The sequence below is a fragment of the Kitasatospora sp. NPDC091207 genome, from assembly GCF_044768625.1.
GTDB lineage: Bacteria > Actinomycetota > Actinomycetes > Streptomycetales > Streptomycetaceae > Kitasatospora.
In genome coordinates this window covers 24,023-44,591 of sequence record NZ_JBIVVS010000026.1, presented here as the reverse complement: position 1 = coordinate 44,591, position 20,569 = coordinate 24,023, and the positions used below count along the sequence as shown (strand labels likewise).

General features: G+C 75.6%; 12 protein-coding genes. 6 read left to right on the top strand and 6 right to left on the bottom strand.

The genetic code is table 11. From position 1 onward, the window contains the following. Nucleotides 1-166: 166 nt before the first annotated feature. Nucleotides 167-3,673, bottom strand: coding sequence for an AfsR/SARP family transcriptional regulator (locus ACIQTO_RS31315; protein ID WP_402395145.1), 3,507 nt, complete (start codon nt 3,671-3,673; stop codon nt 167-169). 166 nt (nt 3,674-3,839) lie between these two features. Here ACIQTO_RS31315 and ACIQTO_RS31310 point away from each other — a divergent pair, with 166 nt between their 5' ends. The 3 genes from ACIQTO_RS31310 (at nt 3,840) to ACIQTO_RS31300 (ending at nt 7,046) form a co-directional block, all read left to right on the top strand. Beyond that, nucleotides 3,840-4,376, top strand: a complete 537-nt coding sequence (locus tag ACIQTO_RS31310) for an SDR family oxidoreductase (RefSeq protein WP_402395142.1) — start codon at nt 3,840-3,842, stop codon at nt 4,374-4,376. Nucleotides 4,377-4,479: 103 nt separating this feature from the next. Continuing rightward, nucleotides 4,480-5,724 carry an MFS transporter gene (locus ACIQTO_RS31305; protein WP_402395139.1) on the top strand — a complete coding sequence of 415 codons (1,245 nt, stop codon included), beginning with the start codon at nt 4,480-4,482 and terminating at the stop codon, nt 5,722-5,724. A 527-nt stretch (nt 5,725-6,251) separates the two neighbouring features. Beyond that, nucleotides 6,252-7,046 carry a response regulator transcription factor gene (locus tag ACIQTO_RS31300; protein ID WP_402395136.1) on the top strand — a complete coding sequence of 265 codons (795 nt, stop codon included), beginning with the start codon at nt 6,252-6,254 and terminating at the stop codon, nt 7,044-7,046. Here the strand turns inward: ACIQTO_RS31300 and ACIQTO_RS31295 are convergent. After that, a complete protein-coding gene (locus ACIQTO_RS31295) occupies nt 7,019-8,206 on the bottom strand; it encodes an FAD-dependent monooxygenase (RefSeq protein ID WP_402395133.1) in 1,188 nt (395 codons plus the stop codon). The genes ACIQTO_RS31300 and ACIQTO_RS31295 overlap by 28 nt on opposite strands. A 125-nt stretch (nt 8,207-8,331) precedes the next feature. Here ACIQTO_RS31295 and ACIQTO_RS31290 point away from each other — a divergent pair, with 125 nt between their 5' ends. Then, nucleotides 8,332-9,087 carry a TetR/AcrR family transcriptional regulator gene (locus tag ACIQTO_RS31290; RefSeq protein WP_402395130.1) on the top strand — a complete coding sequence of 252 codons (756 nt, stop codon included), beginning with the start codon at nt 8,332-8,334 and terminating at the stop codon, nt 9,085-9,087. 94 nt (nt 9,088-9,181) lie between these two features. On the opposite strand, the gene ACIQTO_RS31285 is transcribed toward ACIQTO_RS31290, so the two are convergent. The 3 genes from ACIQTO_RS31285 to ACIQTO_RS31275 form a co-directional block, all read right to left on the bottom strand. Continuing rightward, nucleotides 9,182-9,724, bottom strand: a complete 543-nt coding sequence (locus ACIQTO_RS31285) for a MarR family winged helix-turn-helix transcriptional regulator (RefSeq protein WP_402395128.1) — start codon at nt 9,722-9,724, stop codon at nt 9,182-9,184. 64 nt (nt 9,725-9,788) lie between these two features. Next, nucleotides 9,789-11,918 carry an MMPL family transporter gene (locus tag ACIQTO_RS31280; RefSeq protein ID WP_402395125.1) on the bottom strand — a complete coding sequence of 710 codons (2,130 nt, stop codon included), beginning with the start codon at nt 11,916-11,918 and terminating at the stop codon, nt 9,789-9,791. A 117-nt stretch (nt 11,919-12,035) separates the two neighbouring features. Then, nucleotides 12,036-12,425 (bottom strand): hypothetical protein, encoded by a 390-nt coding sequence (locus tag ACIQTO_RS31275; RefSeq protein WP_402395123.1) that lies wholly within the window; start codon nt 12,423-12,425, stop codon nt 12,036-12,038. Nucleotides 12,426-12,798: 373 nt separating this feature from the next. On the opposite strand from ACIQTO_RS31275, the gene ACIQTO_RS31270 reads away from it, so the two are divergent. After that, nucleotides 12,799-13,350, top strand: a complete 552-nt coding sequence (locus ACIQTO_RS31270; RefSeq protein ID WP_402395294.1) for a response regulator — start codon at nt 12,799-12,801, stop codon at nt 13,348-13,350. 153 nt (nt 13,351-13,503) lie between these two features. Here ACIQTO_RS31270 and ACIQTO_RS31265 read toward each other — a convergent pair whose 3' ends face one another. Then, nucleotides 13,504-16,626 (bottom strand): phosphocholine-specific phospholipase C, encoded by a 3,123-nt coding sequence (locus ACIQTO_RS31265; protein WP_402395120.1) that lies wholly within the window; start codon nt 16,624-16,626, stop codon nt 13,504-13,506. Between the two features lie 643 nt (nt 16,627-17,269). Between ACIQTO_RS31265 and ACIQTO_RS31260 the strand changes: the two genes are divergently transcribed. Then, on the top strand, nt 17,270-20,500 hold the full coding sequence (locus tag ACIQTO_RS31260; RefSeq protein ID WP_402395117.1) for an amino acid adenylation domain-containing protein: 3,231 nt from the start codon (nt 17,270-17,272) through the stop codon (nt 20,498-20,500). The last annotated feature ends 69 nt before the right edge of the window (nt 20,501-20,569 follow it).

Genomic DNA, 20,569 nt, shown 5'->3' with positions numbered 1-20,569 from the left:
GCCGCCCCCCCCCCCCCCCGCGGCGGGGGCCCCCCGCCCCCCCCGCCCCCCGGGGCGGGGGGGGGGGGGCCCGGCCCGGGGGGGGGGGGGGCGGGCCCGCCCCCCCCCCCGCGCCCGCACAATGCCCGGCGGATTCTCGCCCGGCCGGTGGCTCGTGGCGCCGTCGTCACCCGCCGCCCGCCGGGCGAGAATCCGCCGGGCGAGAGTCCGCCGGGCGCGTTCCTGCCGGCGGAGGGATCTGCCAGCCGAGGGCCCGGCCCGCGCGGTGCACCGCCTCCGTCGCGGTGAGCCGCCCGCCGCGCTCGAACGCGTCCGTGAAGCCGGCCTCCCCCAGGGCCGCCCGGGCCGCCGCCGCGATCCGGTCCGTGTCGCCGCGCTCGGCCGGCGGCAACGGCGCCCCCACGCCTCGACGTGCCGCGTCCGCCGCGCCGAGCAGCAGCGCCCCGCACTCGGCACCGGGCCGGCCGGCGCGCCCCCGACCGGCGACGACGGCCGCGCCGGCCAGTCCCTCCAGGGAGAGGGCCAGCGCGCGCGGCTCGTCGAGGGAGCGGGCGACCGCCCAACCGCGCAGGTGGCGATCGGCCGCCGGCCCGGCGTCGCCCCGGAGTTCGGCGACGAAGCCGAGTTCCGCGAGCAGCAGATGGTCACCCGCCTCCGAGGACACCTCGGCGTAGCCGTCGCGGATGTGCAGCAGGTGCGCCTCGGCGGCGGCCAGGTCGCCGGAGCGGCGCGCGCCGAGCGCGAGGCCCATCTCGGAGTGGATCTCCCCGTACTTGTAGCCCTGTTCGGCCGCGATCCGGCGGGCCCGCTCGTGCAGATCACGGCCCCGCTCCCAGTCATGGGCCAGCAGGGCGAGCCGGCCGAGTCCGGAGAGCCGCGCCGACACCTCGGCCTCCAGCCCCAGCTCCCGTGCGATGTGCAGCCCTTCACGCTGACGGCGGGCCGCCTCCGGGTACTCCCCCTTGATCTCCGCGAGCGCGGCGAGCGGCGAGACCGTCTGCAACTCTCCCCACCCGTCACCCAGTTCACGGAAGAGCGCGGCGCTGCGCAGGCCGTCGCGACCGAGTCCGGCGAGATCGCCGCGGACCAGGGCGAGCGTGGCCCGCAGACCGAGCGCGGCGGCGGTGCCCCACTGGTCGCCCTCCTCGGCGAAGACCGCGAGGGCGTGGGCGTTCAACTCCTCGCCCTCGGCGGCCTCGCCCGCGCTGAACAAGCCGTACGCGCAGAGCCACAGCGCACGGGCGCGGCGCACCGGGTCGGGCACGGCGCCGGCCGACGCCACCGTGCAGGCCAGCGCCCGCGCCTCCGCACGGTCGCCGGTGAGGAGCGCGAACGCCCCGTGCAGGAGGGCGAGTTCGGAGGTGGGCCGGGGCGCGGCGGCGAGCGCCGCGGTCAGGCTGCGACGCCCCTCGGTGAGCCGGCCGCGGAGCAGCCACCACCAGGCCAGGGCGGTGGCCAGGCGCACCGCCTCACCGCCGTCCCCCTCCGGCGTCCGGCGCACCGCCTCGTCGAGGGCCGCGCGGAGGTTGCCCGCCTCGGCGTCCAGCCGGGCGAGCCAGGACCGCTGGCCCGCGCCACGCAGCCGGGGCTCGGCGCGTTCGGCGAGCGCGAGGTAGTAGCGCAGATGACGGCCGCGCACGGCGTCGAGGTCCGCCATCTCGTGCAGCCGCTCGGTGGCGTACACGGCGACGGACTCCAGGAGGCGGTAGCGCCGCCCGGTGGGCTGGTCCACCACCACCACGAGGGACCGGTCGACCAGCCGCGTCACCAGGTCGAGGACCTCGTCGCGGGTCACACCGTCGCCCGCGCAGGTGGCCTCCGCGGCGTCCAGGTCGCAGCCGTCGCTGTGCACCGCCAGGCGGCGCAGCACGATCCGCTCGGGTGCGCTGAGCAGCTCCCAGCTCCAGTCGATCACGGCGCGCAGGGTCTGCTGGCGGGCGGGCGCGCCGCGCCGGCGGGAGCTCAGGAGACGGAACCGGTCGCCCAGGCGCGTCGCCAACTCCCGTACGCCCAGCGTGCGTACGCGGGTGGCGGCGAGTTCCAGGGCGAGCGGGATGCCGTCCAGCCGGCGGCAGATCTCGGCGACGGCCGCGCGGTCGGCGAGGTCGCCCCGGTCCGGGTCCCGGGGGAAGCCGGGGTCGTGGGCGGCGGCGCGCTCGTTGAACAGCCGCACGGCGTCGTCGGTCCCCAGCGGCTCGACCAGGAACACGGCCTCGCCGGTCAGTCCCAGCGGCTCCTGGCTGGTGGCGAGCACCCGCAGGCCGGGCGCGGTCCGCAGCAGCAACGCGGCGAGGTCCGCCGCCGCGTCGACGACGTGCTCGCAGTTGTCCAGGACCAGCAGGGTACGGCGCTCCCGCAGCGCGGCGGCGAGCCGGTGGGCGGGCGAGGCGGCGCCCGCCCCGCCGCCCGTGCCCGGCGGCGCGGCGGGGGCGTCGTCCCGGATGCCGAGCGTGGTGGCGACGACCTGGGCCAGGTCGGCGGCGGTGCCGCCGCGGACTCCCGCGAACTCCACGAGCCGGATCCCGTCGGGCCGGTCGCCGGCCGGACCGCGCTCCGCCATCGCCGCGGCGGCCGCCACGGCCAGCCGCGTCTTGCCGACGCCGCCGGCGCCCGCGAGGGTCACCAGGCGGTTGTCGTCCAGGAGCCCGGACACCCGGGTGACGGCCTGTTCCCGCCCGATGAGGCGCGTCAGCGGTACGGGCAGGTTGGAGTACTCACCGGCGGCCGGGGTGGCGGCCGCCCTCTCCACGGCACCGCCGGAGGGCGGCGCGGGGCGTGGGGCGACGGGGGTCACGGGCAGCGCGGGGGTCACGGGCAGCGCGGGGACCAGCGGGTCCGGGGTGTGCGCGGGCCCGGTGAGCGCGGCAGACCCGGCGGGCGCCGTCCGGGGTGGCGCGGCGGTGCGGCCGGTGCCGAGGCCGTCGCCCAGCCCGTCGCCCAGGCCCGGGTCCTGGCGGAGGACGGCCCGGTGCAGGGCGGTCAGAGCGGGCGCGGGGTCGACACCCAGCTCCTCGGCGAGCCGGGAGCGGAGGTCCTCGTAGCCGGCGAGGGCCTCGCTCTGGCGGCCCGCGAGGTAGAGGGCGCGCATCTGGACCGCGCGCAGCCGCTCGCGCAGCGGGTGCCTGGCGACCAGGGCGGCCAGTTCGCCGGCCAGGAGCGTGTGGTCACCGGCGAGGAGCCGCGCCTCGGCCTGCTCCTCCAGAACGGCGAGCCGCTGCTCGGCGAGGCGGCACGCCGCCGCCCGGACGAACTCCTCGTCGGCGAAGTCCGCGTACGCCGGCCCCCGCCACAGGTCGAGGGCCTCGGTGAGCAGCGCCGCCCGGGCGCGCGGGTCGTCGACGGCGCCGGCCCCGGCCACCAGACCGCCAAAACGGTCGGCGTCCACCTCGTGGGCGGCCCGGTCCAGCCGCAGGCGGTACCCCGCGCCCTGGCGCAGCACGCGGTCCCGGCCGAGCACCCGGCGCAGCTGGGAGACCTTGCCCTGGAGCGCGCCCTCGGGCTTCCCGGGCGGTTCGTCGCCCCACAGGTCCTGGATGAGGCGGTCGGCGGAGACCGGGCCGCCGCCGTGCGCCAGCAGGTCCGCGAGCAGACCCCGGACCTTGACCTCGGGGACGGTGATCTCCTCGCCGTCGTCGCCCCACACCACGAGTGGTCCCAGTACCCCAAACCGCATGTCGGCCACCGTATCGCGCCCCGGGGGCGCCGGCCCGGCCCGGGGGATCTTCGAGGGGCCGTCAGCCGACCCTCAGCGCACCGGCAGCGGATCCGCAGTGCCCCGGAAGCGCCCTCGGGCACTGTCGGAACCACTGAGTCGCCGAGCGGCGGAAGGAGTGACCGGCATGACCAGGTACGCGGGCCGCAGGGCCGTCGTCCTCGGCCAGGACCCCGATATCGGCCTGGCCATCGCCAAACGGCTGGTGGAGGGCGGAGCGCTCGTCCTGCTGACCGCCCGTACCGCCGAGGAACGCGCCCGGGCCAGGACCGAGCTGGGCTCCACCGCCACTGTCGTCGAGAGCGCCGAGGACGGCGGTACCGGCATCGACGACACCGACCTGCTGTTCGCCGATGCCGTGGCCGGGGTCCGCCCGCTGCTGCCGTACCTCCGGGACGGCGGCGCGGTGGTGCTCACCGCCCCGGCACCGTCCGCCGCCGCCGTGCGCACGCTCGCCGCCGAGCTGGTCCCGCGCGGTATCCGGGTCAACGCGGTGGCCCCGGGCTGTATCGAGGCGGCGCCCGCGGGCGCCGCGCCGCTGCCGCCGCTCGGCCGGCTCGGCTCCGCCGAGGAGGTGGCCCGCGCCGCGCTCTTCCTGGCCACCGAGGCGACGTTCACGACCGGCGCCCGGCTCCCCGTCGACGGCGGTCTGGCGCACTCCTAGCCGGCTCGCCCGAACCCACCGGGCCGGCCGACCCCCCGGGCAGTACACCGGCCGCCCCTTCGCACCACCCGTCCCTTCCCCTGGAACCTCCGGAGCACGCCCCATGAGCACCTCACCCGACATCACCGACGCTCCCGGCTCGGAGACCCGCTCCTCGCCGCCCGCGGCGGCGGGTGGCGAGGAACCGCAGAAGCTTCCGCTGCTCGCCCTGATCGCCCTCGCCACCGCCGTCTTCATCACCAGCCTCACCGAGACCCTGCCCGCCGGCCTGCTGCCCTCGATGAGCTCGGACCTCCGGGTGAGCGAGTCCGCGACCGGCCAGACGGTCACGATCTACGCGATCGGCACCGCCCTGACCGCGATCCCGCTGGCCTCGGCCACCGCCGGCTGGCGGCGCAAGCGGCTGCTCCTGACGTCCATGGCGGGCTTCGCCGTGGCCAACACCGTCACGGCGGTGTCGTCGGTCTACGGTCTGACGATGGTCGCGCGGTTCGTCGCGGGTGTCGCGGCCGGTCTGGCCTGGGCCCTGCTCGCCGGCTACGCCCGGCGGATGGCTCCCCCCGCGCTCCAGGGCAAGGCGATCGCCATCGCGATGGCCGGCATCCCGGTCGCGCTCTCGCTCGGGGTGCCGGCCGGCACCTTCCTGGGCACCCAGACCGACTGGCGGGTGCCGTTCTTCGCGATGACCGGGCTCACCGTCCTGCTGCTGCTCTGGATCTCCGCGACGGTGCCGGACTACCCGGGCCAGCAGGCGGGCGAGCGGCCGAGGATGCTGCGGGCGCTGAGCGTGCCCGGCGTGACGCCGGTGCTGTTCGTGACGCTGGTCTTCGTCCTGGCGCACACCGTCCTGTACGCCTACATCGCCTCCTTCCTCGACGACCACGGCCTGGGCGACAGCACCGACCTGGTGCTGCTCGTCTTCGGGGCGGCCTCGCTCGCGAGCATCTGGATCGTCGGCTCGCAGATCCACGCCAAGCTGCGCTCGCTCACGGTCGCCAGCACGCTGCTCGTCGCCGCGGCGGCGCTGCTGCTCGCGGTGCTCGCCGACAGCACGGCCCTGGTGTACGTCGCGTCCGCCCTGTGGGGCCTGGGCTGGGGCGGCATTCCGACCCTGCTGCAGACGGCGGTCGCCGACGCGGGCGGCGACCAGGCCGACGCGGCCCAGACCATGCTCGTGACGCTGTGGAACGTCGCGATGGCCGCGGGCGGCATCATCGGCGGTGTCCTGCTCGACGTGAGCGGCAGCGACTCCTTCCCCTGGACGGTGCTGCTGCTCCTGCTGCCGGTGCTCGTGGTGGTCCTGGCCGCCCGCAGCCACGGCTTCCCCGCCAAGCGCCCCACCGCGTAAGGCGATTCGGGTGGGTGACGGACCGTCACCCACTCCCCGGAACGGCCACCGAAGGCAACCTGTCCCCCGGGCCTTCGGTGGCCTCCCGGCGTTCTCCCCCGGGTTCTCCCCCGGCGTTCTCGGCCGCGTTCTCCCCCGGCCCGGGCCCCTGCCGCGTCGTCCGCATGCCGGACGGCGCGGCAGAGTTCATGAAGTGTTGACACGGGTGCCGGAGCGCCTGCCCGCGCCCGCCCCGCGCCCACGCCCCCACCGGCGACGGCAGCGCTCTGACCTGCGGTCGAAGGCTCCGAGGAGCTGATCGGACCGTTCGGAGCCGCACAGCGGGCCGGCACCACCGGATCCATGGCGAGAGCGTTTCCGGAGGATGTCTTCGCAGGTCGGAAGCGGAATCCGGCCGACCGGCCCGATTCGGTGACGTTCTCGCCGGAAGCGGTACTTTGACATTCGAACGGCGCCCGGGTGCGGCTCGGGGGGCGAGCGGGGGGTGGGTACGGAGGGGCTTGGCGTCCGGAGGAGGGAGCTCGGAAATGAGAAACGTACTCGTGGTGGAGCGGGAGATCACCTTTGCCGAGTCGATGGTGCGCGATCTGCGCCGACAGGGGTTCGTCGCCCGCAGCGTCGGCACGGGTGCGCAGGCGCTGCGCACGTACCGTGAGGCCGATCTGGTGCTGCTCTCGCTGGAACTGCCCGATGTCGACGGCATCGAGGTGTGCCGGAGCCTGCGGACCGAGAGCGACGTGCCGCTGATCGCGTTCACCCGCCGGGACGACGAGTTGGAACGGGTGCTCGCGCTGAAGGCGGGGGCCGACGACTGTGTCGCGCGGACCTGGGGTTTCCGGGAGATGGGGGCGCGCATCGACGCGGTTCTCCGCCGGTCCTCCCGCCGCCCCGGCCCGGCCGCTCCCGAGGCCATCTCGCTGCTCCCGCTGCACATCGATCCGCGGACCCGGGAGGTGCGGCTGCGCGACCGGCTGATCGAGGTGACGTCCAAGGAGTTCGAGTTGCTCTACATACTCGCCGCCAACCCCGAGACCGTGGTGTCGCGGAAGGAGCTGATGGCCAAGGTGTGGGGAAGCGACTGGGGACAGACCAGTCGCACCATCGACACCCATGTGAGCACGCTGCGGGCGAAGCTCGGCTGCAGCCGCTGGATCATCACGGTCCGCGGGATCGGCTACCGGATGGGGCACGCCGCACGGTCGAGGCACGCGGCGCCCGCCGGCCCGGCCACTGAACCCGCCACCGAGCCCGCCGCCGACCTGTTCGGCACCGTGCACGACGGCACCCCCGAGGATCAGTGGGCGGCGAACTCCGCCTGGTAGTCGGGCAGGACGACCGTGCCGCTGACCTTCCGGCCCAGCTCCAGCATCCGGTTCAGGATCCACCGCCGGCCCAACAGCCCGTTGCGCAGCCGGAGTCCGGCCGCCGTGCCCGGGGCCAGGAACGGCCCGGTCCGGTCCCCACCCCGCTGGCAGCCCTCGGCGTAGCCGCGCAGGGTCTCCTCGTACCGGGTGAAGGCGGTGCGGTGGTCGCCCCGGGCGCGGGCGAGTTCACCGGCCAGGACGTACCCGGCCACCACCGCGGTGCCCGTCCCCATCCCACCGATGGTGGCCCCGCAGGCAGCGTCCCCGACCAGGGCGATCCGGCCGGTGGACCAGGCCGGGACGTCCGCCCGGCTGATCGAGTCGAAGTAGAGTTCCGGGGCTTCGCGCAGGCTCTCCAGCAGGCGCGGCACCTCCCAGCCGAGATCGGCGAAGGCGTCCGCGACCAGCGCCTTCTGCTGGTCCCGGTCGTGCCTGTCGTAGCGCAGCTCGGGCGCGGCGAAGAGGAAGAAGGCGCCCGCCCGGGCCGGGTCGCGGTGGTCCGCGCCGACGGCGGCGAGCCGGCCCGGCACGTTGAGGCCGACCGAACCGGACCGCAGGCCGAGGTAGTTGGGCAGCTGCCAGGTGGCCGCGTAGTAGCCGAGGTGCCGGACGTAGCGCTGCTCGGGGCCGAATGCGAGCCGGCGGACGGTGGAGTGCAGGCCGTCCGCGCCGATCACCAGGTCGAACGTGCGCGGGGCGCCGTGGCGGAACTCCACCCGGACGCCGGTGGGCGTCTCCTCCAACGCGGTGACCGAGTCGCCGAAGACGTACTCGGTGGACGGCAGGCTGTGCCGGTGGAGCAGCTGGGCCAGTTCGCCGCGCGGCACCTCGACCTCGCCCCCGGCGAAGTCGGCCGGCAGGTGGAGCTTCCGGCGACCGCGCCGGTCGACGAAGTCCATCGGGCTGCCGCCGGTGTCGAGCCGGCGCAACTCGTCGAGCAGGCCCATCCGTTCCAGCACGGTCAGGTGGGTGTCGCCGCGGAAGTCGACGGCCTGGCCGCCGCCGCGCAGGGCGGGGGCCAGCTCGACGACGGTGGGCTCGAAGCCGTACCGCCCGAGCCAGTGGGCCAGGGCGGGGCCGGCGATGCTCGCACCCGAGATGAGGACTTTCGCACCCATGTGAACCACTCCGTCCGGGAGAACCGAGAAACTGTGTCCGTCGGACACTGATTGTTGCTGTGTACGGTAGACACAGTTGGGTCGGCGTGCAAGGCACCGACGGAGACCGGGACAGGAGCGGGGATTTGGGCAGCACATCCGGCGGCGGAGCGGGAGACACGGCGCGGCTGCTCTGGGGCCCCCACCAGAAGCCGAGCCGGGGGCCCAAGCCGGCGCTCAGCCTGGAGCGGATCGCCCGGGCGGGCATCGAGATCGCGGACGCGGAGGGGATCGGCGCCGTCTCCATGCAGCGGGTGGCCGGGCTGCTCGACTACACCAAGATGTCGCTCTACCGCTATGTGCCGGGCAAGGCCGAACTGGTGGCCCTGATGGTCGAGGCCGCGATCGGAGAACCGACCCCGGCGGGGCCGCCCGGAACCCCTCCGACCGGCGGGGCACCGGAGGACGCGCCGCCCGCCTGGCGCACCGAACTCCACGCCTGGGCCCGGCAGGTGGCCGCGACCTTCGGCGCGCACCCCTGGCTGCTCGACGCCACCGTCGGCCCCCGGGTGCCGGGCCCGAAGGAACTCTCCTGGCTGGAACGGGTGGTGGCCGCCCTGGACGGCACCGGTCTGACCGGGCCGGAGCGGATGGACACCGCCGTCCTGCTGGCCGGTCACGTCCGCGGCATCACCGAACAGCTCCGAGCGGCCGGACCGGCCGGCCGGCCGGAGTCGGAGCTGGTGGCCGTCCTCGGCGGGCTGGTCCAGGAACACGCCGAGCGGTTCCCGGCACTGGCGGTCGCGATGACGGAGCGGGACGGCCGTGACCAGGCGTTGGAGTTCGGCCTGGAGCGCATCCTGGACGGCCTGGCGGCCCTGATCGCGCGCCGGTCGGGCTGACGGTCCGGACGGGGCGGGTCGGTCCCGGCGGGGCGGCGGATGGGTGCGGGTCGCGGTCGGGCGGCGGGACGGTGCGGCGGCGGGACGGTGCGGGTCAGCGCGCGTGGCGCAGGTCCTCCAGCTCACCGGTCATCCGGCCGAGGAAGCGCGCCACCGCCGCCAGCTCCGCCGGGGTGAACTCACCGCGCACCGCCTCGGTGCGCCGGGCCACCGGCGCGAACCACTCGGCGGCCATCCGCCCGGCACCGGGCAGGTACCGCACCAGCACCTGACGACGGTCGGCGACGTCCCGGGTCCGGTGGACGTGCCCGGCCCGCTCCAACCGGTCCAGCACGGCGGTGACCGCCCCCGAGGTGAGGGCCAGCTCCTCGCCGAGCCGGCCGGGGGTGATCCCGCCCTGGCCACCGGCCGGGCCGGGCGCCGCCCGCATCACCGCGAGCAGCGCCTGGACGTCGGTGGCGTGCAGACCGCTGGCGGCGGCGAAGCCGTGCCCGAGCAGGTGCATCTCGGCGGCGAGGTCCTGCAGCAGCCGCCCGAGCGCCAGGGTGTCGGACGCCACCGGCACGGCCGGCGGCGGAGCGTCCGACGGTACCGGGGCGGGTGATGGCGTGCTCGGGTCCTGCTCCGACAAGGTCATCCGCTCCGGTCGCGTACGGCGTTCCTACCGCTGTTACCCGTTCAGCCTAACCGGCCCGACCGTGTCAGACGTGCTTGCCGACCGGCTCGGGTACCGCCGCACCGATCGCCGAGCGGCCCGGCCGGGCCGGCCACCAGACCCGCTCCCCGAGGTCCCGGACCAGCGCGGGCACCAGCAGCGAGCGCACCAGCAGGGTGTCCAGCAGCACCCCGAAGGCGACGATGAAGGCGATCTGGGCGAGGAAGGCCAGCGGGATCACGCCGAGCGCGGCGAAGGTCGCGGCCAGCACCACCCCGGCCGAGGTGATCACCCCACCGGTGGCCGTCAGCCCGCGCAGCACCCCCTCCCGGGTGCCGACCCGCAGCGCCTCCTCCCGGACCCGGGTCATCAGGAAGATGTTGTAGTCCACGCCCAGCGCGACCAGGAACACGTACCCGTACAGCGGCACGGAGGGGTCGACGGCACTGAAGCCGAAGACGTGGTCGAAGACGAGCGCGCTGACACCGAGCGTGGCCAGGTAGGAGAGCGCGACGGTGGCGGCGAGCAGCAGCGGGGCGAGCAGCGAGCGCAGCAGCAGCACGAGCACGACGAGGATGCAGAGCAGCACGACCGGCATGATCAACCCCCGGTCCCGCTCCGCCGTGATCCGGGTGTCGTACTGCTGCGCGGTGTACCCGCCGACCAGCGCGTCCCCGCCCGGCACCGCGTGCACGGCCTCCCGCAGGCGCTGGACGGTGGCGATGGCCGCGTCGCTGTCGGCCGGGTCGGCGAGCGTGACGTCCAACCGGACCCGCCCGTCCACCACCTCGGGAGCGCCGCCGGGCGCCCCGCCGGCGTACGGGCGGACGCCGGCCACCCCGGGGACGGCCGCCGCCGCGGCGACCGCCTCGGCCCGCCCGGCGGCGGCGATCACCACGGCCGGGTTGCCGGCGCCGCCGGGGAAGTGCCGCGAGAGCAGGGCCTGCCCGGCCGCCGAGGGCTGGGCCTTGATGAAGAGTTCGCTCTGCGGGACGCCGCCCGAGTCCAGGGTAGGCGCGAAGGCGGCGAGTGCGGCGAGCACGGCCAGGCTCGCCGCCCAGGTGCCGCGCGGCCGGCGCCCGACCAGGGCGGCCACCCGCTGCCAGACGGCGTTCACCGGGGCCCGCCCGTCGGCGGCCGGTCGGGCCGGCCAGTAGGCGGCGCGGCCCAGCAGGACGAGCGCGGCCGGCAGGAAGGTCAGCGCGGAGAGCACCGCGCAGCCGATCCCGATCGCGCCGACCGGGCCGAGCGACCGGTTGTTGGTGAGGTCGGAGAGCAGCAGGACGAGCAGACCGAGCGCGACCGTCGTCCCGGAGGCCGCGATCGGTTCGACCGACTGCCGCCAGGCGACACGCATCGCCGCGAACCGGTCGCCGTGCAGGTGCAGTTCCTCGCGGAACCGGGCGGACAGCAGCAGTCCGTAGTCGGTGGCCGCGCCGATCACCAGGATCGACAGCAGGCCCTGTACCTGGCCGTCCACCCGGACCAGACCGTGGTCGGCGAGCAGGTAGACCAGCGCGCAGGAGATCCCGAGGGCGAAGACCGCGCCGAGGATCACCAGCAGCGGCAGCAGCAGGCTGCGGTACACGGCGAGCAGGATCAGCAGCACCACACCGAGGGCGACGCCGAGCAGCAGTCCGTCGATACCGGCGAAGGCGCCGCCGAGGTCGGCCGCGATCGCCGCCGGGCCGGCCAGGCCCACGGTGGTGTCCGGCACCTGGGCGGCGAGGTCGCGGACGGCCCGGACGCTGTCACCGGTCTGCCGGCCGAGGTCGGAACGCAACTGGACGACGCCCTGCAGGGCGTGGCCGTCCTCGGCCGGAAGGGCGGGCGACACCCGCCCGGTGGCACCGGGAACGGCCGCGGCCGCTTGCAGGGCCCGGGCGGCGGCGGCGCGCTGGGCATCGTCGACCGCTCCGGCGCGGCTCTCCCAGATCACGATCACCGGCAGGGTGGCGGCCGTCCGGAAGTCCTCCCCGAGCCGGGCCACCTCGGTGGATTCGGCGCTGCGGGGCAGGAAGGCGGCCCGGTCGTTGGTGGCCACCTCGGAGAGCTTCCCGGCATAGGACCCGAAGGCGCCGCCGAGGCCGAGCCAGACGACCAGCAGGGCGAGCGGGACCAGCAGCCGGGTTCGGCGCCGGGAAGTGGGGTGGGGAGCGGCTGGACCGGTGCGCATCGCGGAGCGCCCTTCGGGCAGGGGCGGGTGACGGACAGCGGGAATCATATCTCTCAATGGTCGAGAGACTTGACCGTCAAGAGGCCTGGTCGCCGGACGGCCCGCGACCACCCCCGGTCAGGTGCCGTCGCCCGGCGGTCGGCGACCACCCCCGAGCAGACCGGCCACCGAGAGCGCACCCCAGCCGACGGAGACGGCCACCGCCATCACCCGGTGCCGGCGCTCGGGCAGCGCGGTGGCCAACAGCGCGGCGTCGCCCAGGTCCGAGGCGATCCGCACCAGGGTCGCCACCCGCAGCGCGGACTCGTCGGGCGCGAGGGCCATCGCCAGGCCGCAGGCGGCGTCCCGGAAGGCGAGCGGGCGCAGGCAGGCGGCGACGGAGCGCGGCAGCGAACCGTCGGCGGCGGTCAGCCCGGACGGGGCCGCCAGCAGTGCGGGCCGGCGGGCGACGGCGAGGCCGTAGACGGCGGTGGCGGCGCCGGTCAGCCGCAGCAGGCGAGAGTTCATGGCACGGTCTCCCGGGGTCGGTGGGGCAGCGTGGGTGGGCAGGGTCGGTGGGGCAGGGCCGTTGGGCGGCGGGGACAGCGGTTCTCCGGGTGGTTCGGCGCGGCGGGCCGCCCGGACGGGTCGCCGCCGGACCGTTCACCCGAGCGGTTCACCCCGGCCGTTCACCCGGCCGGCGCGCCGCCTCATCCTCTACGAAGCGTCACCTCCGCCGGGGCCGACACGTCCGGGCCGTCGCACCCGCTGGAGGAGTCGCTCCGGACCTCCGCACGCCCGTCCGCCGCTCCCGCCCGGACGACCACACGCTCGGCGACGAGCAGATTGATGAGCCAGGACGTCCAGGCCGCGCTGGCGTAGGCCAGGTCGAAGGAACGGTCTGCAGGCGGTCGACCTCTGCCGCGACCTCTCCCCCGACGTCGTCCTGATGGACGTCCGGATGCCCGGGATCGACGGCATCGAGGCGACCCGCCGGATCGTGGCGGCCGGCCTGCCCACCCGGGTCCTCGTCCTGACCGTCTTCCATCACGACGACTACGTGTGGGGCGCCCTCCGCGCCGGTGCCGACGGCTTCCTGCTCAAGCGCACCTCCCCCGAGCGCCTCATCGACGCCGTACAGTCGCTCGCCGCCGGGGAGGTGCTGCTCGACCCGGCCGTCACCCGCAGCCTGGTCGCCCGGGTCGTCGACCGGACCCCGGGCCGCTCGGCCGCCGAGCCGGAGGATCCCCGGCTGGGCCAACTGACCGCCCGGGAGCGGCAGGTCCTGCGGCTGGCCGCCGAGGGCCGCTCCAACGCGGAGATCGCCGGCCTGCTCGTCCTCGCGGAGTCCACCGTGAAGACCCATATGAAGCGCGTCCTCGCCAAACTCGACGCGCGCGACCGGGCCCAGGCCGTCGCCATCTCCTATCGCGGTGGTCTGATGTCCTTCTGACGCCGCCGCACCCACCACCGCCGCACCCACCACCGCAGCCCCCGCACGCCACCCCACTCACCCCACCCGACGCTCACCGGCCCCGGCCCGAACAGCGCGGCCCGCGCGCCCCGGGGACGGGGTGCGCGGGCCGCCTGTACGGTCCTGCCGGGGTCAGCCGGAGATCGGCTTGGTGTCGAGGCGGATGTGGTCGACCGCCCAGAACCAGTTGTTGCCCGCGTCGTACATCCGGAACTTCAGGGTCACCGCGCGGGCGCCCGCCGGAACGGCGAACTGCTTGGTGACGAAGGCGTTCTGGACGTCCTTGCCGGCGTTGTCGTTGCCGGTCGCGTCGCTGCTGTAGGAGACCAGCCGGGTCTCGGTCCCGTTGTCGAAGACAGCGGTGACGGAGGCCTTCTGCGGCGCCTCCTGCCGGTAGTGCGAGTCGAAGCCGAGGTACAGGGTGCTCGCCCCGGCCGGGAGCTGGACGACGGGCGAGACCAGGGTCGAGTCGAACTTGCCCTTGCCCGACGGCGCGCCGGTGTCGTCCCAGTCGTCCGGGTCGGCGACGGCGAGGACGCCCAGGCCCCGGCTGAAGTTGCCGCGGTCCTGCCCGGCCGGGGTGGACCAGGCGCGCTTGGTGTGGAAGGTCCAGCCCTGGAGGCGGACGGTGCCCTGCGGCATGCCGGGGGCGTTGACCACCGACCAGCCCTGCGGGGCCTGCGGCGTCCAGCCGAGGACGCCGCCGAGCGGCTGCAGCGCGCCGGCCAGCGACTCGAAGTCCTCGCCGAGCAGGTGACCGGCCATCACCGGGGCGGTACGGGCCGCGATCTCGCCGTCGGCGAGGGCGAACCGGTCGCCGGCCAGTGCCCGGGCCGTGACCAGGATCCGGTGGGTGGCACCGTCCGGCAGCACGGCGGGCGGGGTGACGTCCCACTCCGCGGTCGCGGCGGCCCCGGCGGCGAGCGAGGCGGGCGGCGCGGTCACGGCGGTGACCGTCCAGCCGGCCGGCACGACCGGCTGGACCTCGATCGCGGTCAGCGCGACGGTCGCGGTGAACCGGGCGGTGACCCGGGCCGGGCGGCCGGGCAGCAGGATCGCCTCGTCGATGGTGGTGGACGCGGCCTTGAGCGTGACGTCCAGGGCGAGCGGGTCGGCGAGGCCCATCGCCGGATCGGTCACCAGGTGGTCGCCGTCCCAGGGGAAGCGCCCGGCGATCCGGCGGCGGAAGCCGAGCTCGCCGCGGACGCCCACCGCGACGTCGTACCAGCCCTCCGGGCCGACCTTGACGTTGACGGTCTTGTCGTCCCCGGCCGCGACCCGCACCTCGCGCAGCCCGTCGCCGTAGGCGAGGTCGCCGACCAGGAAGGTCTGGGCGGTGCGCGAGCGGTTGATCACGTCCACCTCCAGCACCTTGCCGTTCTGCTCCTCGGAGAGCGAGATCTCGTACACCGAGGCGGCGTCCCCGCGCAGGTGCCAGAGCGCGCCGTTGGGGCCGTGCACCCGCAGGTCGTAGCCCTCGGGGCCGACCGTCCAGACGTCGGAGGTCCGGCTCTTGGCGCCGACGGTGTAGTGGCGCGGCGCGGCGCCGGGCGCCGGGTAGACGGCGAGGACGGCGCCCTGGCGGCCCTGGTTGATGAAGTCGACGGTCAGTTCGCCGCCCTTGAGCCTCGGCTTGACCAGCAGGTCGTACGGGCTGATCCGGGCGGTGCGGGTGCCGCGCTGCTGCTGCGGGAACGCCTGCGGGTTGGGCACGGTGGGCGCGGGCAGCTTGCCGGTGTCGACGACCTTCTGCCGGTTGCCGCTGGTGTCGGGCAGCTGGGGCCAGACCGGGTTGCGGCCGGAGAAGTCGAAGACGTTGGTGAGGTCACCGGTGACGGCGCGCCGCCACGGGCTGATGTTGGGCTCCTCGACGCCGAAGCGCTGCTCCAGCAGGCGCAGCACCGAGGTGTGGTCGTAGACCGTGGAGTCGACCACGCCGCCGCGGGTCCACGGCGAGACCACGATCATCGGGACGCGCACGCCCAGGCCCATCGGGTAGGGGCCGGAGACCAGGGTCTCGCCCGCGGGCAGGGTGTCGGACCAGGTGAGCGAGCCGTCGGCGGCCTTCACCCGGTACGTGCCGTCCTGGCTGACCACCCGGTGGTAGGTCGAGCCGCCCTTGGAGACCCGGACCACGACCTCGCCGTCGACCGGCACGGTCGACTTGCCGCGCCCGGTGGCCAGCGGCGGGACGGGCGGCAGCTGGTGGTCGAAGAAGCCGCCGTGCTCGTCGTAGTTGAGGATGAAGACGGTCTTCTCCCACACCTCCGGCTTGGCGGCCAGCGCGGCGAGCAGCCGGGCCGTCAGGTGCTCGCCGTTCGGCGGGGCGTAGTTGGCGTGCTCGGAGAGCGCGGCGGGGGCGATCAGCCAGGACACCTGCGGCAGCTGATCGGCCTGGATGTCGGCGGTGAACGCCTCGACCAGGGCGTCACCCATCGCGAAGGGGTCGTTCTTCTTCGCCGGGTCGCCGACCGCGCGCATGCCGCGCTCGTAGAGCGGCTCGCCCGGCTTGGCCTTGACGAAGGGGGTGAACCAGGCGAGCGCGTTGTCGTCGAAGTTGTCCAGCGCCTGGTAGGTCTTCCAACTGACCCCGGCCTTCTGCAGCCGCTCGGCGTAGGTGGTCCACTCGTAGCCGCCGGGGATCTCGGTGTTGTCGGTCACCGGGGTGTCCCGCACCGTGCCGCCGCTGGTCCCGGTCATCAGGTGTTCGCGGTTGGTGTTGGTGTTGCACTGGACCGACGCGTAGTAGGCGTCACAGGCCGTGAAGACCGAGGCGAGCGCGTTGTAGAAGGGCATGTCGGCGGGCTCGTAGTAGCCCTGGCCGAGCCAGCCGCCGGAGCGTCGGGTGACGGAGCCGTCGGCGCGGCCGTCGTTCCAGGCGTTCATCGAGTCGACGAAGCCGAAGGCCGGGGCGCCCTGCTGGTAGGCGTTGGTGTGCGCGGCGTTCATCGGGAACGGCAGCAGGTGGCCCTCCTTGCGCCCCGGGTCGGGCTGGTGGAACACCGAGCGCCCGTTGACCCCGCGCACCGCCGTCCGGTCGCCGAAGCCGCGCACGCCGGGCAGGGTGCCGAAGTAGTGGTCGAACGCGCGGTTCTCCTGCATGAACACCACGACGTGCTGGATGTCCGCCAGCTTGCCGGGGCGGGCCGGCGCGGCCAGCGCCTCGCGCACGCTGAGCGGAAGGGCGGACAGGACGGCGGCCGCCGCCGCGCCACCGAGCAGGGTGCGGCGCGACAGTTCGGGCATCGGAATCATCGGGGGACGGCTCCTTGATCACGGGTGCTGGGCATCCGTTCGGCCCAGACCCGTTATGTGTATGCGCCCGAGATGGACGGAAGCGGGCCGGTTCGATGGCGCTTCGATGACAGCCAGTGAACCCAGAGCTGTACAGACAACTTGACCGAACCTGCCACCGAACCTGCTACCGATCCCGTCACCGATCCGGCCACCGACCCCGGTGCCCTGGCGCCGCCGTACCGCCACCGAAGCACCTCCCGACCGCCGCCGGCCCCGCCGCCGTTCGCACCACCGCCCCGACGACCGTCCGGGCCGGTTCGCCCCCACCGCCCAGCCGTCCGGGAGCGGAAGATAGTTGACGAACCGTCGGACCGCTCGCGCCGGGTCGTGGACAACCCTTGACGAGGCATGTGGTCTGTGGAAATCTCTCGGCAGGTCCAGTCCAATGATCTTCCCGCGGGGGAGAAGATCGGACCGCTCGACGCATCAGGGGGGAACCTGGGAGTCGGGTCGGCCTTGCTCAAGCGGCCTGCCGACCGGCCCGAGGGGCGGGCCGGGCCTTGTACGGCGGCCGCGCCGTCCGCCGGGCCGCAACGTCGCGGCAGAACCGCTCGGACGGGTGCCCCACAGCCCCGCCTCCGTCTCCCGAATCGAGCTCGCCATGTCCCACTCCCCCGCCGTGTCCGGCCCGTCCTCCACCCCGGAGGAGCCCGCGAGAGCGGCGCACGACCCCGGCCGGTCCGGGCACCCCGCCTCCCCCGCCCAGCACGGGATCTGGCTGACCGCCCGGCGCAACCCCGTCCCCGAGGCCTTCCACCTGGCCCTGCGGTTCACGTTCGACCGGATCGACACCGAGGCCCTGGCCCGCGCCGTCGACGCCACCGTCACCCGCCACCCCGCGCTCGCGGCGGCCCTCGTCGAGCGGGACGGACTCGTCCACCAGGTCCCGGCCGGGCGGCCGCCCGCCCTGACCGTCGTCGACGCGACGGCCGACACCGGTGAGGCGTCGGCCAAGCGGCTGACCGAGGAACTCGTCCTCCCCTTCGACCTCGCGGCCGGACCGCTCGCCCGCTTCACCCTGTACCGCCGGCCCGACGGGACCGACGACCTGCTGGTGGTCGCCCACCACGCGGTGTTCGACGGCCAGTCCAAGGACGTGCTGGCCGCCGACCTCGCCGCCGCCTACGCCGCCGCGCTCGCGGGCGAACGGCCCGTCCCCGACTCCCCCACGGCCCGGGACGACCGGCCGGCCCGCCACGAAGCCGACTCCGGCTCCGGCCCCGAGGCCGTCCCTGATCCCGAGGCCGTCCGCCGGGCGGCCGAGTTCCACGGCCCCCGCTGGGCCGCGGCCACCGACCCGGTCCTGCCGCACGGCCCGCGGGCCACCACGGACGCCGGCCGGGGCGAGGCCGTCACCTGGCGGCTCGACGGCCCCGACCGCGCCGCCCTGACGGACGCCGCGCGCGACTGCGGGGTCACCGTCTTCGAGTTCCTGCTCGCCGGCCTGCACGGGCTGTTGCGGCGCTACGGCGGCGAGGCCGTGCCGGTCGCCGTCCCCTTCTCCACCCGCCGCCCGGAGCAGCGCGACGAGATCGGCCTCTTCGTCAACGAGTCGCCGGTGCACGCCCCGGCCGGCGCCGACGAGGAGGGCTCCTTCGCGCAGTACGCACGGGCCGTCCGGGCCGAGGTCCGGCCGGCCTCGGCCCACCGCGCCGTCCCGTTCGGCGCGGCCGTACCCGGGCTCACCCCCCGGGCCGGCCTGGCTCCGGTCTCGTTCGGCTACCGCCGCCGCACCACCGCCGACCCGGTCTTCCCGGGCACCGGCGCGCGGGTCGACTGGACGGTCTTCCCGCACACCTCCCGCAACACGCTGCACCTCCAGGCGGTCGAGGACACCGGGGCCGTCGCCTTCTCCCTCCAGTACGACCCGGCCGTCCTCGCGCCGCCCACCGCCCGCCGGATCGCCGGACACCTCGCCACCCTGCTCGCCGCCGCGGCGGCCGACCCCGGTACGGCCCTGGCCGACCTGCCGCTGCTCGACGAGGCCGAGGAGCGCCTGCTCACGACCACCTGGAACGCCACCGCCCACGGCTACCCCGCCGACCGGACGGTGCTCGACCTGGTCCGCGAGCGCGCCGACGCCACGCCGGAGGCGCTCGCCGTGGTGGCCGGCCCGGAGCGTCTGACGTACCGCGAACTGCTGCGGCGCGCCGACCGGCTGGCCGAGGCGCTCGCGGCGGCCGGGGTCGGCCGGAACGACCTGGTCGGCCTGCACCTGAGCCGCACCGCCGACCTGCCGGCCGCCCTGCTCGCCGTGCACGCCCTGGGCGCCGGCTACCTGCCGCTCGACCCCGGCTACCCGGCCGAGCGGCTCGCCCTCGTCCTCGCGGACTCCGGCGCCGCCCTGCTGCTGGCCGACCGCGAACCGGCCCCCGAGGTGACCGCCGCGGCCCCGACGCTGCTCCGGCTCGCCGACGCGTTGGGCAGCACGCCGTCGACCGCGACCGCTGCGGCCACGACCGGCCCGACGACAACGACCGGCCCGGCGACGGACCGCCCCGCCGCCCCCGGCCGGCTCGCCTACGTGCTCTACACCTCCGGCTCCACCGGCCGCCCCAAGGGCGTCGAGATCGGCCACCGCGCACTGGTCAACCTGCTCTCGGGCTTCGCCGACCGGCTCGGCTCCGACCGCCGGGACGTCTGGCTCGGCCTCACCTCGCTCTCGTTCGACATCTCCGCGCTCGAACTGCTGCTGCCCCTGGTCACCGGCGGGCGGCTGGTCCTGGCCCCGGACGGCCTCGCCGTGGACGGACCGGGCCTGCGGGCCCTGGTCGAACGCGAGGGCGTCACGCACGTCCAGGCCACCCCCTCGGGCTGGCGGGTCCTGCTGGGCGCCGGGCCGCTGCCGGCCGGCCTGACCGCCCTGGTCGGCGGGGAGGCCCTGCCGCTGCCGCTGGCCCGGCAGCTGCGGGCGGGTACCGACCGCCTGTTCAACGTCTACGGGCCGACCGAGACCACGATCTGGTCCACCTGCTCCGAGGTCCCGGCCGCGCCGGAGGACGTCCGGATCGGCCGGCCGATCGCGAACACCCGTGCCTACGTGCTGGACCGGCGGCGCCGGCCGCTCCCGGTCGGCGTGCCCGGCGAGCTGTACCTCGGCGGCGACGGGGTCGCCGAGGGCTACCTGGACCGCCCCGGGCTGACCGCCGAACGCTTCGTCGAGGACCCCTTCGGCGCGCCCGGCGAGCGGCTGTACCGCACCGGTGACCTCGCGGCCTGGAGCGCCGACGGCGAACTGGAGTTCCTCGGCCGGCTCGACGACCAGATCAAGATCCGCGGCCACCGGATCGAACTCGGCGAGATCGAGTCGGCGCTGCTGGCCCACCCGGCGGTCGCCGAGGCGGCCGCCGCCGTCCACCGGGAGGACGACGCGGATCCGTTCGTGGCCGGCTACCTCGTCCCCGCGCCCGGGGCCGCCGCGCCGGACGCCGCCGAGCTGCGCGCCTTCCTCCAGCGGGTGCTGCCGGCCGCCGCGCTGCCCCAGCGCTACGCGGTGCTCGACCGGCTGCCCCTGACGCCCAACGGCAAGCTGGACCGCCGGGCGCTGGCCCTCCCGCCGCGACCGGTCGAGGCCGTCACCGCGACCGACGCGGCCGGCCGGCCGGAACACGACGAGGTGCTCACCGCCGTGCTCGGGGTCTGGGCCGAGGTGCTCGGGCTGCCCGCCCTCGGCCCCGAGGACGACCTCTTCGAACTCGGCGGACACTCCCTGACGATCATCCAGATCACCGCCCGGATCCGCGACCTGCTCGGCGTCGAGCTCGACTTCGACGTCTTCTTCTCGACCCCGACCCCGCTCGGCATCGCCGCGGCCGTCCGCGACCTGCGCTGACCTCCCGGGCGGCGCGCTGCACCGCGCCGCCCGCCCGCCCCGCGGCGGATCCGCCCCGAGGGCACCGCC

Bases quoted from the DNA above. Each gene is read 5' to 3' on its own strand.
- ACIQTO_RS31285 (WP_402395128.1), bottom strand. From the start codon at position 9,724: ATGACCTTGTCGGAGCAGGACCCGAGCACGCCATCACCCGCCCCGGTA.
- ACIQTO_RS31260 (WP_402395117.1), top strand. From the start codon at position 17,270: ATGTCCCACTCCCCCGCCGTGTCCGGCCCGTCCTCCACCCCGGAGGAG.
- ACIQTO_RS31275 (WP_402395123.1), bottom strand. From the start codon at position 12,425: ATGAACTCTCGCCTGCTGCGGCTGACCGGCGCCGCCACCGCCGTCTAC.
- ACIQTO_RS31295 (WP_402395133.1), bottom strand. From the start codon at position 8,206: ATGGGTGCGAAAGTCCTCATCTCGGGTGCGAGCATCGCCGGCCCCGCC.
- ACIQTO_RS31310 (WP_402395142.1), top strand. From the start codon at position 3,840: ATGACCAGGTACGCGGGCCGCAGGGCCGTCGTCCTCGGCCAGGACCCC.
- ACIQTO_RS31315 (WP_402395145.1), bottom strand. From the start codon at position 3,673: ATGCGGTTTGGGGTACTGGGACCACTCGTGGTGTGGGGCGACGACGGC.
- ACIQTO_RS31305 (WP_402395139.1), top strand. From the start codon at position 4,480: ATGAGCACCTCACCCGACATCACCGACGCTCCCGGCTCGGAGACCCGC.
- ACIQTO_RS31265 (WP_402395120.1), bottom strand. From the start codon at position 16,626: ATGATTCCGATGCCCGAACTGTCGCGCCGCACCCTGCTCGGTGGCGCG.
- ACIQTO_RS31300 (WP_402395136.1), top strand. From the start codon at position 6,252: ATGAGAAACGTACTCGTGGTGGAGCGGGAGATCACCTTTGCCGAGTCG.
- ACIQTO_RS31280 (WP_402395125.1), bottom strand. From the start codon at position 11,918: ATGCGCACCGGTCCAGCCGCTCCCCACCCCACTTCCCGGCGCCGAACC.